The sequence below is a fragment of the Jejuia pallidilutea genome, assembly GCF_002973595.1.
Taxonomy (GTDB): Bacteria; Bacteroidota; Bacteroidia; order Flavobacteriales; family Flavobacteriaceae; genus Jejuia; species Jejuia pallidilutea.
In genome coordinates this window covers 303232-316830 of the sequence record NZ_PVEO01000004.1, presented here as the reverse complement: position 1 = coordinate 316830, position 13599 = coordinate 303232, and the positions used below count along the sequence as shown (strand labels likewise).

Annotated in this window: 8 protein-coding genes; all 8 read right to left on the bottom strand. The window is 38.3% G+C overall.

What is annotated here, in order from left to right:
- Window positions 1-8: 8 nt before the first annotated feature.
- Window positions 9-923: a hypothetical protein gene (locus CLV33_RS08880; RefSeq protein ID WP_105473608.1), complete on the bottom strand. Its 915-nt coding sequence runs from the start codon at window positions 921-923 to the stop codon at window positions 9-11.
- Window positions 913-2331: a hypothetical protein gene (locus CLV33_RS08875; protein WP_105473607.1), complete on the bottom strand. Its 1419-nt coding sequence runs from the start codon at window positions 2329-2331 to the stop codon at window positions 913-915. The genes CLV33_RS08880 and CLV33_RS08875 overlap by 11 nt, the downstream gene beginning before the upstream one ends.
- Window positions 2331-3707 (bottom strand): hypothetical protein, encoded by a 1377-nt coding sequence (locus CLV33_RS08870; protein WP_146109727.1) that lies wholly within the window; start codon window positions 3705-3707, stop codon window positions 2331-2333. Before CLV33_RS08870 ends, CLV33_RS08875 begins: the two co-directional genes overlap by 1 nt.
- Window positions 3708-3710: 3 nt before the next feature.
- A complete protein-coding gene (locus CLV33_RS08865) occupies window positions 3711-5063 on the bottom strand; it encodes a hypothetical protein (RefSeq protein WP_105473605.1) in 1353 nt (450 codons plus the stop codon).
- A gap of 59 nt (window positions 5064-5122) precedes the next feature.
- Entirely contained in the window at window positions 5123-7876 is a 2754-nt protein-coding gene (locus tag CLV33_RS08860; RefSeq protein ID WP_105473604.1) for a GH116 family glycosyl-hydrolase, read from the bottom strand.
- A 20-nt stretch (window positions 7877-7896) separates the two neighbouring features.
- Window positions 7897-10554, bottom strand: a complete 2658-nt coding sequence (locus tag CLV33_RS08855) for a GH116 family glycosyl-hydrolase (RefSeq protein WP_105473603.1) — start codon at window positions 10552-10554, stop codon at window positions 7897-7899.
- Between the two features lie 21 nt (window positions 10555-10575).
- Window positions 10576-11982: a right-handed parallel beta-helix repeat-containing protein gene (locus tag CLV33_RS08850; protein ID WP_146109726.1), complete on the bottom strand. Its 1407-nt coding sequence runs from the start codon at window positions 11980-11982 to the stop codon at window positions 10576-10578.
- 90 nt (window positions 11983-12072) lie between these two features.
- On the bottom strand, window positions 12073-13599 hold the full coding sequence (locus CLV33_RS08845; RefSeq protein ID WP_105473601.1) for a sulfatase-like hydrolase/transferase: 1527 nt from the start codon (window positions 13597-13599) through the stop codon (window positions 12073-12075).

The window sequence follows — 13599 nt, the reverse complement described above, 5'->3', positions numbered from 1 at the left end:
TTCTTAAATTATTTTAGAACAGGATTTTCCATAATTTCTTTAGCAAGTTCAGGACTTGTTTCTTCCACACCTGTGAGTATGTATACAACCATACCCGCATCCGAAGGGTCAAAATCACCTTTTTTAACGCAAGTTTCCATTCTTGAATAAAGCCATTCCCAAGCGCCTTTTTTGTAGGCTTTACTATTTTTAGCTTCTGAAGTTTTTATCCAATCAAATTTTTCTTTCGGAGCTTTTAAGCCATCGTAACCTTTTCCTCCATTCTGATTAGCAATATGAATACATTCTAACCCTCCACCTTCTTCTCCTGAAAAAGCGGCTTTTATCTCATTAAAAGTCCACCCCGAATGGGTATCCCAAAAATCTTTATGTGGTTTATCACTGTGGTTATCGTTCCAACCAGAATGCGAAATAAGTTTTACATATTGACGTTTAGAAACATCGGCACGCTTAATAGCCTCACCTACAACCTGCATGGGGCCAGCGGCTATAATAATTAAAGGGCTTTCTTCTGAAGATTTATTGATTTCATCACGCATGGCCGTATAAGCCACCTCTGCATTATCTACTGCACAAACAAAGTTTGTTTTCTTAAAACCAAACCATTCGCCACCTTTCAAAGCACTTTCACGCATATGCTGATATGAGTTCAATCCAGATTTTGAAGTTGGATGTTCTTGATTGCTTCCCCAAATGTGATCGCTATAGGTAAAAAGCACCAAATTATCTTGAAGTCCCTTTGCCGCAAGTAGAGCCAAACTTAAAGGTGTTGCAGCCCAATCGTCATGATCGTGTTCATTACCATCTGAACTAATTGCTATTCGTCCTTTTCCTTGCCAAACTGGTGCTTGTGCAAAAACATTTCCCATATTCAATATGGAAATCAATAAACCGATAGTAATAATAAACTGTTTATTTTTCATGTCTATTAATTTTTTTAATGTTATTGTTAGTTCCTAGATCCGAAATTTCACCTATAGATTCACCAGCTACGTGATTACTTTTAGCTGATAAAAATATTGGATAATTAGTTAGGTTTTTTATCTGAAAACTTCCGCCTTTAAAATCATTTTGATGTGGAAAATTACCGTTTAACAGACGAATATTGTTCTTATCGCCCCCAACCTTAATGGCTAAACCTTTTTCTATAACTTCATCTGTACCACGTAATGTAATATTATGACCGCTACCTCCTATATAAGCCACACTTCCAGAACCGTTATAATATGGATGGCTTGCAGGTAGAATAGTAATATCTGCATTGTAGTTTCTATCATTTTCATAAGTTGTAGAATACACAGGACCATAGCTACAATCTGCACTACAATTAACGGCATCACCAGAGCCCAATGAAAATCCGTTTTCGCAACCCATGGCCACACAACCCTCTACGTATTTTTTACCTCTAGCATGTGCAATCGTTACACCGGTTCTCATAAATTTAATAGTACAGTTTAGAATGGTTGGGTTAGAAGTACCTCGCCTGTATTCTTTACCATCAATAATAGTTTCACCTGCATTATACGCTCGAATACCAGCCTCCCCCGTACTTAGCATATAACCTTTTGGCAGTTTATAGCCCCATACCGTCATAAAATCGACATCGAAAGCAGGACCCGATGTTTCTTTCAACATATCGTCGGTTTTACGAACTTCACCCTCAACGTAACAGCCATCTATAATTGGGTTACTAGCCGCTTGCATAAAAATACAGTGCCCGTAACTCTTATGTATAAATTTGGAATCTTTTAAATGGTTAGACTCCCCTCGAATTAGGCACGCACTGTGCTTTCGGTGCGGAATTACCACTTTTCCACCTTTACCAAAAGCATCGCCATAGCCGTATGGGTAAGACCCTTTTGTAGTAACGTGAAAGCCTTCAATTCGATTATTTTTTCCATCCATAACAATATTGGTAGCACGTCTTGTTGGGGCATCGTGTACAGAACCGTCATCTACCATCGTTAAGTTTTTAAGCACGTTATTATTGCCTATTATTTGTAGCTCGTGAACCTGATATTTACCAAACGCCTGTAAAACTTTAGTATCAATATTTATGGTAACACCTGTAAAATCGTAAGTACTATGATTGCCTTCAAAAAGTAATAACACCTTACTCGTATTTTTTAATTTTACTTCTTTTTGATATAGGCCTTTCGCCACATCTTCCGCTTTTATGGAATAAACGCCCGGTTTTAGCTTTACCGAAACATGGTCGTCATCTAAATATGGTAGCAACTCACTTATAGAATTGACTTTAATTTGAGCAGAAAGTGAAGTTGTTATACAAGTAGCTAAAACAATTAGCTTTAAAATTATGTTTCGTTTCATTATTCTTGACTTATTAATACGTTATTATCTCTACCCTTATCGGTAACCTCGCTATTGGTAATAATTTTACACAAACTTGTTTCAGAATTTAATTCCACAGGCATTCCTGTTGAATTATTTAAAACAATCCCTGAAGTTTTAGCCGTTCCCAACGGAGAAAAACCATTATTTGCTGGCGGACGTGTTGCTCCTATTTTGATAGGGAGATGTTGTCCTCTTTTCATATTTCTCCATTTGGTTAATATGATATTATGATTATCTCCAGCAATTGCAGCCAATACATGCACTTTAGTTTTAGATGCTGTAGGCAACAATGCCAGTTCTACCGTTGTCTTTTCTCCTTTATTTACATATAACAAGGGTCCGTTTGCTGCATCTCCTATACTATTTTCAACCGTTAATCCTCCTACATTGTATCCTAATTCACACCCTATGGCTTTACTATCTTTAATCAGAACATCTCCTGTAATTTTAGCAAAGGCAAAACCAATACGGGTATTTTTAGCGGTACAATTAATAGCGGTCACTGCTCCGGTTTTGACACCGTTTACACCACCTTTTCCATACATACGGAAACCACACTCATTTAAAGATTTTGTGTACCCAGGAGTTATTTTATTTTCACCAGCATAATTTTTATAAACCGATGCAAAATTCACATCAAATGCTGGCCCTGAAATTTCAGATAGCATATCGTCTGTAGTTCTAGTTACACCTTCTGCATAACAATTTTCAAAAAGCACATTACGACCACCTTGCACAAAAAAGCAGTGTCCGTAAGCTTTTGAATAAATAGAACAATCGATAATTTTATCATTTAAACCTTCTATACACATTCCACTGTGCTTTTTTAAAGGTACCAAAGCGCCTTTGCCTTTTCCTAATAAATCGCCATAGCCATAAGGAAAAGATCCGCTCATATTTAAGGTTACTTTTTCTATTACAGCATGATCTCCAGCCACTGTAAACGAATGCCCGCCTTTTGCCGTTGGATGATTTCCGATATCTGTAACGGTCAATCCTTTAATATGTATATGACTTCCTTCTACATAAAACTCACTTACTCGTGCATTAAAAACACTTAACAGTTTTGTATCAACTTCAATGGTTACTCCAGTTAAATCAAAAACATTATGGTTTCCAGAAAACTTTATCATGGCAAACCTTCCCACTTTATCTGGTTTGGTGTTTTTAACAATTTCTGAGGTTAAATAATCTTCCATTTGATAAACCCCTGGTTTCATTACAATGGTATTTCCACTTTTAGCAGCATAGGTTGCTAATTCTTTTAAGGAGTTTATTTTAATTTCTGCTGCATGAATAAAATTACACAACAACAAAAACCCTAAAACGATAACTGCTTGACGTTTTTTCATAAATTATTTTTCTAGTATTTGATTATTCTTACCCTTGTTTTTTATCACCTCACCATTGGTTTCAATAGTACAATTTGATACCATTTGGCCAACAGATACCGGCATTCCTGTTTGGTTTATTAAATGAAGTTTATTTACTTCGGCTTGACTATAAGGAGACATAGATTCACCGTGCATAGGAGGCGTATACCCTACCAAAATTGGTAATTCTTGTGTTCTCTTTTTTCCATCGGTAGCTTTTAATACTACTTTATTATTATCTCCTAAAACAGTAATTAATGAATGTACTTTTCTATCAGATTCTGCCGAATCAACCATCAACTCAACCTCTACATTGCTTCCCTCAACAAACAATAGAGGCCCGTAATTAGCATCTCCTTTACAGTTAATCATTGTGGTGTTATCTCCAATCCAATACCCACGTTCTGTTCCTATAGTAGTACAATTTTCTACATGCGCTTTGTTAAAACGAAGTTCAAATCCGCCACGAGTATTTTTGGCGGTGCAATTTTTAAAAGTGATGTTTTCGCATGTTCCATAGGTTCTAAATCCATCTTCGCAAAGCGATTTCATATAACCAGGCGTTACAACATATTCACCTTCACGATTTTGAGTCCATGTTTTAAAACTCACATCAAAAGCAGGCCCTGATGTTTCTGCCAAAACTTCATCTGTGGAGCGTACTTCTCCTTCGGCATAACAGTTTTCAAAATATACATTTTTAGGATGTTGCTGAATGAAAAAACAATGCCCGAAAGAACGACTAAATATTTTACATCCGTAAAGCTTCGTTTCATCTCCCGTTACTAAAAGTCCGCTGTGTTTTCTGTGTTTTACAGTAGTTTCTTTTTGTTTTCCTTTTCCAAATAAATCGCCATATCCATAAGGATAAGAGCCTGCTACATGCAACGTAATATCTCTTAAAACATTGGCCTCTCCAGCAACTTGTAATACTGTACCTCCGGGTGAGGTCCCGTTGCCCACACACCTTATAGTAAGTCCTGAAAACGTATTATTTGAACCCATAACCAAAAACTCATCAGAATGAATAGGTGGTTTTAGCCAAGTCCTAATTTCCGTATCTACCTGAATTTCTACGCCTTTTAGATTGAAAATATTATTACTTCCGCTAAAAGTGATGTATTGATATTCTTTATTAATTCGTTGGTTTTCGACAATATCCCGAGTTAAATAATCAGTTAATTGATAGACTCCCGGAGCCATGGTTATGGTATTGCCACTTTCTGCAGCATATTTAGCCAACTCTTTTAGGGAATTGATTTTTATGTCTTTGGCTTCTATTATGTTACTAACCAATAGTAAACCAAATAACGTAGCTCTTAATATTGTTTTCATTTGTTTATGATGTAGGTTAAAATCAATCTTGTATTTTAAATCATTAAATAAACTTGCTTTTAACTGAATTCAAACCGTAATTTAGACCCTTCACTGAAAACCAAATCGGAATCGAAACTTAGAATATATCGGTCGGCTTCCGCTTTGAATGAAGCATCAACTCGCTTACCATCCAATTCTACCGTGGCACTCGTTACCACAATGTTTTCTACTTTATCCAATGCAAATTCTTTTAGCTTTAATTTACCATAGCGCAAATCGATTCCTGCTACAAGCTTGCCAGCATCTATTTTCTGAGTGAATTGTCCCCAACCTTCGGCAGTGGTAAAACCTGCTTTAAAATAGTCTTGTTTCATACGCGGTCCGAAAGCCAATTTCCCTTCTGGCCCGTTATATCGGTATCCACAAACCGCCATAAACGCGCTATAACTTGCCATCGCCCGAGCGTAGTGATCTCCACACTCTACTTCATTGTACGGGTTACGGTGTTTGGGTTGATAGCGATCATTAATAGCCTTACCAACGGCCAAACCTTTTTCGAGCATGCCTTCCCAAATCATGTGTGCGGCTACCTGCCACTCAAATCCAGACATACACTCATTGTAGTATTTATGGAAATTCGTTTTTTGGGCATTTTCCTTTCCAAACGGCCATGTACACATCACTAAACCAGCATCGCCTTCGGCAGCATACCAACGCCCTTTTGGGTTATCTTTTCTGAAATCTCCAACGTTAGGCGAGAAATTATAAATCCAAAGTGATTCTAGGGCTTTTCTAACTTTATCCCTTGGCAAAATAGGATCAAGCCCAAGGTTATGTAACCAAAATTCGCCAAGCACCTGATCGATATGACAACCCGTTGTTGAACCTCGTGTTTTTTCGGGTTCGAGTTCAGGAATATGAATAAAGTAACCAAACTCTTCTTTCCACATGGTATCAACCATGGCTTTGGCACCTTTTGAAACAAGTGTTTCATAACGTTTGGCTACTTGAGGTTGATTCATTTGTCTTGCCATTTGAGCCGATGCTTTTAGTGCGGCATGATACATATTTGTTAACCAGTGTACTTTTCCAAACCAATTTCCGTCTAATGTATTATGCTGAGCACCAGTCATTACTCCATCCCTGTCTTCGTCCCACGTTTCGATTACATAATCCATAGACAGTTTGGTACGTTCCCAAATACTTTCAAGAAAACTGTAATCTGTGGTCATTTGGCTTTCCCTTAACACTCTTAAAATTGTGCCACACTGTCCGTCTGGCGCTTCTTTAAAAGCTTTTGTAGAACAACGAAAATTCATCGCCCCTGTATCTTCTTTAAAACCAAGATCATATTCTACTTGCTCACGACATTCTCTTTCAATTACTGGAAACATGCGGGCTAAACCTTGGGCATAGTGCCATACATGGGTGCAGTTTCCTTCGCAACAAGTTACGCCTTCATCAAGACTATACCTTCCTCCTTGCAAGGCCATACGTCCGGCCACTTGCGTTTGCATACAGTCAACAGGAATAAAAGCGCGCTCTAATAACCAATAAGGCAAGGTAGAATCGTACCAGGTATCTACCCATTTTTGTGTGTTTGTTCTTAGCTCTTTTTCCTTTGAAGCCACTGCTTGAGCCGCATCACTGGCACTAATCCATTGGGTCGCATAGTAGTTAATATCGCGAGACCATTCCTTTTTTCCAAAACCTGTAACAAATCTTGCATTTGGAAAACGCCAAGACAAAGTAAACGATATGGTTTTTTGTTCTCCCGGTTTAAGTTTTACGCTACTTCCAATTGAAGCATAGGCTTTTTCATTAAATGGGCGTTCATGAACCGTTTTTGAATTTGAGTTAGGTTTTTCACCCTCAAATAAACCTACCTCTCCGGGTTGGGAGCGTAGAGTATCTACCATATCAGGTTTTTCTACTAGTAAACCTAGTGCAACTGCTCCGAAATCATTTGCATGATCAAACGGAATACCTTCTCCTGAATGTGTATCATTAAGCGGTTTTGTCCAACATTCTACAACCGACAAACCATTGTATTCTCGATACTGACTTAAACGTACGCCGTTACTATTCTTTTTACCTGTTCTGTAATTTGAAAAATTTTCAATCCATCCTGCAATAGCTACCTCTTGTTCTTCATTGGAAGTGTTTTCAATAGTATATCGCATAACCGTTACTGGGTAACTGGAATCATCACGATTTAATGGAATAAACGGTGTATAGGCTTCGAGGTGAACTTTAACAGGACATGCTTCATCCGAATAACGCACATCTCCCATTGGGTATTTGTTAGTAAACACTATATCCTTAAAACCATTGGAATCTAATCGAAATACTCTTTTTTCTTTACCAGCACCAACTTGCAAAGCAAACCCCTGATCCATTGGGCTGTAAGGTGTAATTGGTTTCATATATTTATGTCCGGAGCCCATCTCTTCCCACACATCATCTGGCTCTCCGTCGAGATTCCAATACCAAAGCCTGCCATCGCCCCCCAAATACACCTGACCGGTACCAATACCGTTAATGGGCATACCAATATATTTCAAGTTTTCTCCAGTGGCATTTAGCGCTTCGCTTCTAGCATATAAACTTTCTATCCATTCTTTGGATAGTTTTTTATCTTTTGGAATACCATGTTTAAAATCTTCCTGACTAAATGGTCCTGCCATAAGTTTTACTGGCCCGATAGCAAACATAGCTGCCGATAAACTAGCTTTTTTAATAAAACTTCTTCGACCATTCGTTACAGGATGTTTTGGTTCGCAACAACCAGAGGTTGGGCAACAGTTATTTTGAATGAGTTTTTTATCCATGGTATAGTAAAATTGTTTTGTTAATTAGAAATGACAAATGTTTCGGTATCGCCTTTTTTTAAGGTCTTTTCACTTTTGAACGATAGACCTCCAAAGTCTTTAAGCTTTATTGACTTTAAAGACAGTTCGCCGCTATGCACCATAAATGTTACGGATTTCGTTTTGCCCTTGTCTTTAATATCTACGGTGCCGTATTGGGTGCCGTTAGACCAAAAATAATTTCCCGGAGTTGCTGTAAATTGAATGGATTTTTCAACAGCTGAATAATGAAACCCTGAAAGCGCAATGACTGCTCCCCAGCTTGCCATGGCTCTAGCATAATTGTTTCCACATTCGGCTTCGTTAAACGGGTTGCGTTTTAAACCATCGTAGCGGTCTCTGATATTTTTAATATTTGTTAACCCATTTTCTGTTTGTCCTTCGTACATCATACCAATAGCCGCTGTATATTCAAACCCGGTCATGGCTTCCGTAAAATAAGGAAAAGGATACAAAGGTCTTTCTCCAGGATAACTAGCCATCACCAATGATTTTTCATCACCCAACACAAACGAACGCATATTGTTAAAACCAGAGCTACTATCGTCTCTATAGTTGTATTTCATGATGCTATTTAAGGTTGTTTTTATGTTTTCTTGATTGGTTAAATAACCCAAGTCGCAAATATGAGCCATAAATTGACCTACCAACTGATCCACCAAACAACCTTTACCCAATTGATAAGCAGGATTTTCTAAATCTTTAGATTCCAATCCTTTTAGTAATGGAGCTGCAATATCCTCTCTGCTTTTTGGAGGTTCAATATGATGCACATAATATTCTCCATTAAACAAATTTTCATCCATCCACTTGCTTCCTTTTTTAAACAGCGTATTACAAGTTTTTGCAAATTTTTTATCACCAGAAAAGTCGGCCATTTTTGAGGCTGCTTTTAAAGCTCCTAAATACCAAATTCCCATTTGAGGGTTGGGTCCAAAGTACTGAACATCCATCGTGTTGTGTTGGCAACCATCCATCACACCATCTTTATTAGGATCCCAACCTCCTTTTATCCAACAGAATTCCATGGCTTTTTTTACCTTAGGCCAGAGTTTTTTCAACAACTCATTGTCTCCACTCATTTGCCAATCTCTATACATCTTCATAATAGCTCCCAACTGACCATCGGCAGCAGGTCTACCAAATTCGTTCGCACGTTCTAGTGGTAAATTCACACGAAAACTCATCATTCCTTTGTCATCTGTAGCATGAGCAAATTCTATTTCGCGCATAGAGCGTGCTAATTCCCCAAACAAAAAAGGTGTTGCCTGATCGTAATTCCACACATGTGTACAATTTCCGTGGCAAACGCCTTTGGTATTACTAGTTCCTTCCCATCCGTAAAAATGCCCATCGGCAGTTCTAAAACAAGTTTGGGTACGTAAGGTTGATGTGTTGTACAAAGCCGCTTCTTTTACAACCTTTGGCAAATCGCTATTTGCAAAAGCATTCACAAACTCTTTTGTTTTGTTTTCAAGGTTTGGTAGTTGTGGCATTGTTTTTTCAACCACATCCCAAGCATCTTTGTACTGAGTGGTGTAATAATTGGTTAACATGTTATCCAAACCATCATCGGCAGGAGTCCAAGTTTCTCTATTAGGAAAATGCCATGTGAGATAAAAAGTGACTTCACGACTTGTATTTGCTGGCACCGATACTTCTACAGCCATAGAAGCCATAGGTCTATCTTCTCCATTATGTTCTCTATTATCTATACGACCATCAACACTATAATCGTCCCAAAAATCTAAACGTGAATTTCCCCAAACTTCTTTTCCCCAAGACGTACGGTACGTCACATTTTCGTTACTAGAGGTTGATAAAGCCATGGTTCCCCAAGCTTCAGCATTTTTAGCCACACCCTCAGAACTCATATAAATACCTTGCGCATTTTTATTTTTTCTGAAAACATTCTTATTCTCTTTAGCTCCCACAGGAATTAAAGCATTACCTCTCCCTTTAGGCTCTCTTACCGAACCATCTTCTCCAATAAAATTGGGCATATTGGCACAAACAGATGCGAACACCGGTTTATCCGTCGTATTTGTTAACTCATAGGTAATGACTGCAATGGGTATTCCACTGGCATTGGCATCTCCAGGTATTAAGGGGTTGAACGCCTTGATACGAACATCAAGTGGTACTTTTTTATCAGAAAGCAATACTTGTCCGAAAGGATAAGCTGCATTAAAACTACAAGATTCAAAACGAGGAAAACCATGATTTACAGTAGGACTCCCAAAAGCCCCTTCGTACAACGAATAATCCAAAGGCCCTTCTAGTACTCTTGTATCTTTTTTACCATCAGCAGTTTTAGTGTAAAATGCAAAAAATGGCCCGATGTATCTTAATTTTTCACTGGTGGGAATGTAACCTTTGGCGGCTGTATTCATAATTTCCCAATCGCGTAAATCTCCTCTACCACCAAGGGCAACTGTACCCGTACCAATACCACCAATAGGCATGGCTATTTTAGCAATGTGACTTTGGTTATAAGTTGTTAATACAGGCCAATCATTACTTTTAGTCTGCTCTGTTTGTTTTACAACGCTTTTAACTTTTGCATCGTTTATTGTTTGTGCTTGTGCAGATGACACCAACACTAACGCGATTAAGAGTAAACTAAATTTTATTCTCATAACTATGTTTTTTGTAGCTTCTTAACGCTTTGTGCGATTACCTTCGTTTATTACATTTTCCGAATCGGTAGCTTCACGTACTTTTCCAACACTCTTTATTTTTAAATTCTCTGTACCTTTGAACGTGATGACTTCTGCTGAAGTTTGATTATCTAATGTAATATCGGTAGCATGCATCGTTGCATTTTCGTTAAAATTGCCATAGCCTTCCCATACCGACAACTTGATTGCCATAGTATCTGGTATATAATCAGAATTATCGGTTTTAATGACTACTGAATGTCCCGTTCCATTTATTTTAGCCAATAGATTATTAGCTAATCCATTCCTACTATCCAAAATGGTCATTTCAACTTTAGCATTTTTAGCATTGGTATATGGAATACAAAACGCCTCGCCATATTTAGCATCTGCACTACAATTAATAACAACATCCTCATTTCCAATATTATAACCTGTAGCCACACAGTCGCGTACCACACAATCTATAATGGTATCACCCGAAGTACTCAAGCCCGTACAAATACCGCGTCGCATTTGGGTAACCGTACAATTTTTAATTGTGGTATTTATTGTTTTATGTCCGTTGTATTCCGGATACATGCGAATCCCGTCTTCACTTAAAGAAATGATTTCTCCAGGTAATATTTTACCATCTTCGGCCACTATAGTGCCTTCGATATAATTGCCTTTTGCCGCATAAAAATTCTTATCGAAACCGTAACCAGAAGTTTCGGCAAGCATCGCATCGGTAGTACGCAATAACCCATCTACTTCGCAACCTTCAATTAGGGTGTTTTCTGCCCCTTGTAAAAAGATAGCATGCCCCATGGCGCGCATGTGAACCTTACACCCAAGCAATTTTACATTTTTGGCTGGATAGCCAATACGAATGCCATTCATCTTACGCACATCGCCACCTCCAAGTCCGTATAGATATCCATAACCCCATGGACTTGAGCCTGTAGTGCGCACTTCAACATCTTTTAAAGTAACATGCTCCCCAACGAGATTGAAGATTTTATTCTTGCTCTGTCTACCTGGAGTATGACCATAAGTTTCAATATATAAACCTTCAAGCATAACGTGATTACCCGATATTTCAATGGCGCAATACATACTGTTGCCGTCATCACTTTTAATTAAATCGGGACGGTCAAAGAGTTTGGTATCTACCATAAATCTAGCCCCTCTCATATCGAAATAGGAATTATTCCCCGTTATTTCAATAAATCTTATTTTTTCAGCTGAATCGATTTGATAGTTCCCTGCTTTAAGTTTTACATGAACATTATCTTGGTTTATATACGCCTTAAGTTCGGTTATGGAGCTTATTTCTATAACGTTCGATGGTTTGACTGCCAATTGCGCGCGACATGAAAAAATCATCAATAAGACGGATAGCACGGTAAAGGTTTGCTTAATCATTTTGTTGTTCTGTAATATTTAGTTGATATTATTTAATGGTTGAAAGCACATTCGTTTCAACCTTTTTGATTCTAAAATCAAAAGTTAACGTCATTTAATTTCTTGGTACAATGCTTCTGTTTTTTGTCGGAGTTCCTTTAAAACCTCACCATATTCAGGATTATTAGCTAAATTGTTTTGTTCCATTGGGTCGTTCAATACATCATACAACTCTTCTATTTTAGGCGTGTGCTCGTAATACACGAAATATTTCCACCGCTCGGTTCTTACGCCGCGAGCCCTATACGATTTGTTGGCATTAATAAGATTTTGGTTAATCTCGTCTACATTTTCCTTATACCGTTCCTTAAACATATCCACCAAAAACAAATCTTCCATAAATATGGCATCGCGCCATTGCGACAAATCTTGGGTTTGATTTAATATCCCTGTAATATCACAACCTTGCATACTTTTCGGTGGCTGTAGTCCCGCTATTGAAACAATAGTTGGTGCCATATCTACTGAAGATATCAAGGCATTTTCCCTTCTGCTTTGTTCTGCAGCCGTTTTACGTCCATCGTAAATAATAAGCGGAGCTTTTACCGATTCATCATAAAGTAAACATTTATCGAAAAGGCCGTGAGACCCTTGGAAGCGCCCGTTATCACTGGTATAAATAATGATGGTATTATCGAGCATGTTTTTCTCTTTCAACTTCTCAATTAATTTCCCCACTTGGTCGTCTACCGAGTAGCCTTGTGTAGCAAATCGGCGCACCAAACGCTGGTATTGCTCGGGCTTTGAAGTCCGCTGACGATGCAAATACACTCCTCTCGCATTTTCTTTTACAACAGTTGGCAGCTTTTCATTATCGCCTTCCACATAATTCTCAGGAATCGAAAAGTCTTCATTTTTAAATTGTTCGAAATGCGGCATATACATATCCTTATTCGAATCGTGTTTAACGGCATAAAAACTTACCGACAGACAAAACGGTTGATTTTCGGGTTGTGTTTCTAAAAAACGAAGCATGGCTTCGCCCGTTCGCAAGGTTCTCCCCGTATCGGTGGGACCTTCACGGTATATTTCCTGTAAACCTGGGTCGGTTTCTGGCCATAGTACCAAACCTTTATCATCACGGGTTTCGCTTCCTGCAAAATAATCGAATGTACTGCCCAAGTTTTCTTTGTAGAAATGTTTCTTAGGGGTGCTTGGGCGTTGCGCTTCTGCAGTTACCGTAAAACCAACCTTACCAATAAATCCTGTTCTATAACCCGCATTTTTAAGTATTGCAGGGTAACTTTTTGCAAAATCGGATCGCGATAAAGTATAGTCGTCTGGCGCTACAAACCCCACACGATGATTGGAGTTGTAACGGCCTGTCATCATGGTTACACGACTTGGCATACAGATAGCCACCGCGTAAAAAGCATTATCAAAAACCACAGATTCTTCAGCTAACTTATCGAGGTTGGGCGTATAAAATTCTGGTCTGCCGTAGCATCCCATATTATCCCAACGCTGGTCGTCGGTCATTAAAAAAATGATATTAGGCTGCTTCTGTTGTGCTTCAATCTTGAAGTTAATTCCAAAATTCAATAAAACACATAAAATATATACTGAAATTTTGTTCAT

Coding starts and splice junctions, on each gene's coding strand:
- CLV33_RS08875 (WP_105473607.1), bottom strand. CDS start 2,331: ATGAAACGAAACATAATTTTAAAGCTAATTGTTTTAGCTACTTGTATA.
- CLV33_RS08865 (WP_105473605.1), bottom strand. CDS start 5,063: ATGAAAACAATATTAAGAGCTACGTTATTTGGTTTACTATTGGTTAGT.
- CLV33_RS08845 (WP_105473601.1), bottom strand. CDS start 13,599: ATGAACAAAATTTCAGTATATATTTTATGTGTTTTATTGAATTTTGGA.
- CLV33_RS08870 (WP_146109727.1), bottom strand. CDS start 3,707: ATGAAAAAACGTCAAGCAGTTATCGTTTTAGGGTTTTTGTTGTTGTGT.
- CLV33_RS08860 (WP_105473604.1), bottom strand. CDS start 7,876: ATGGATAAAAAACTCATTCAAAATAACTGTTGCCCAACCTCTGGTTGT.
- CLV33_RS08855 (WP_105473603.1), bottom strand. CDS start 10,554: ATGAGAATAAAATTTAGTTTACTCTTAATCGCGTTAGTGTTGGTGTCA.
- CLV33_RS08880 (WP_105473608.1), bottom strand. CDS start 923: ATGAAAAATAAACAGTTTATTATTACTATCGGTTTATTGATTTCCATA.
- CLV33_RS08850 (WP_146109726.1), bottom strand. CDS start 11,982: ATGATTAAGCAAACCTTTACCGTGCTATCCGTCTTATTGATGATTTTT.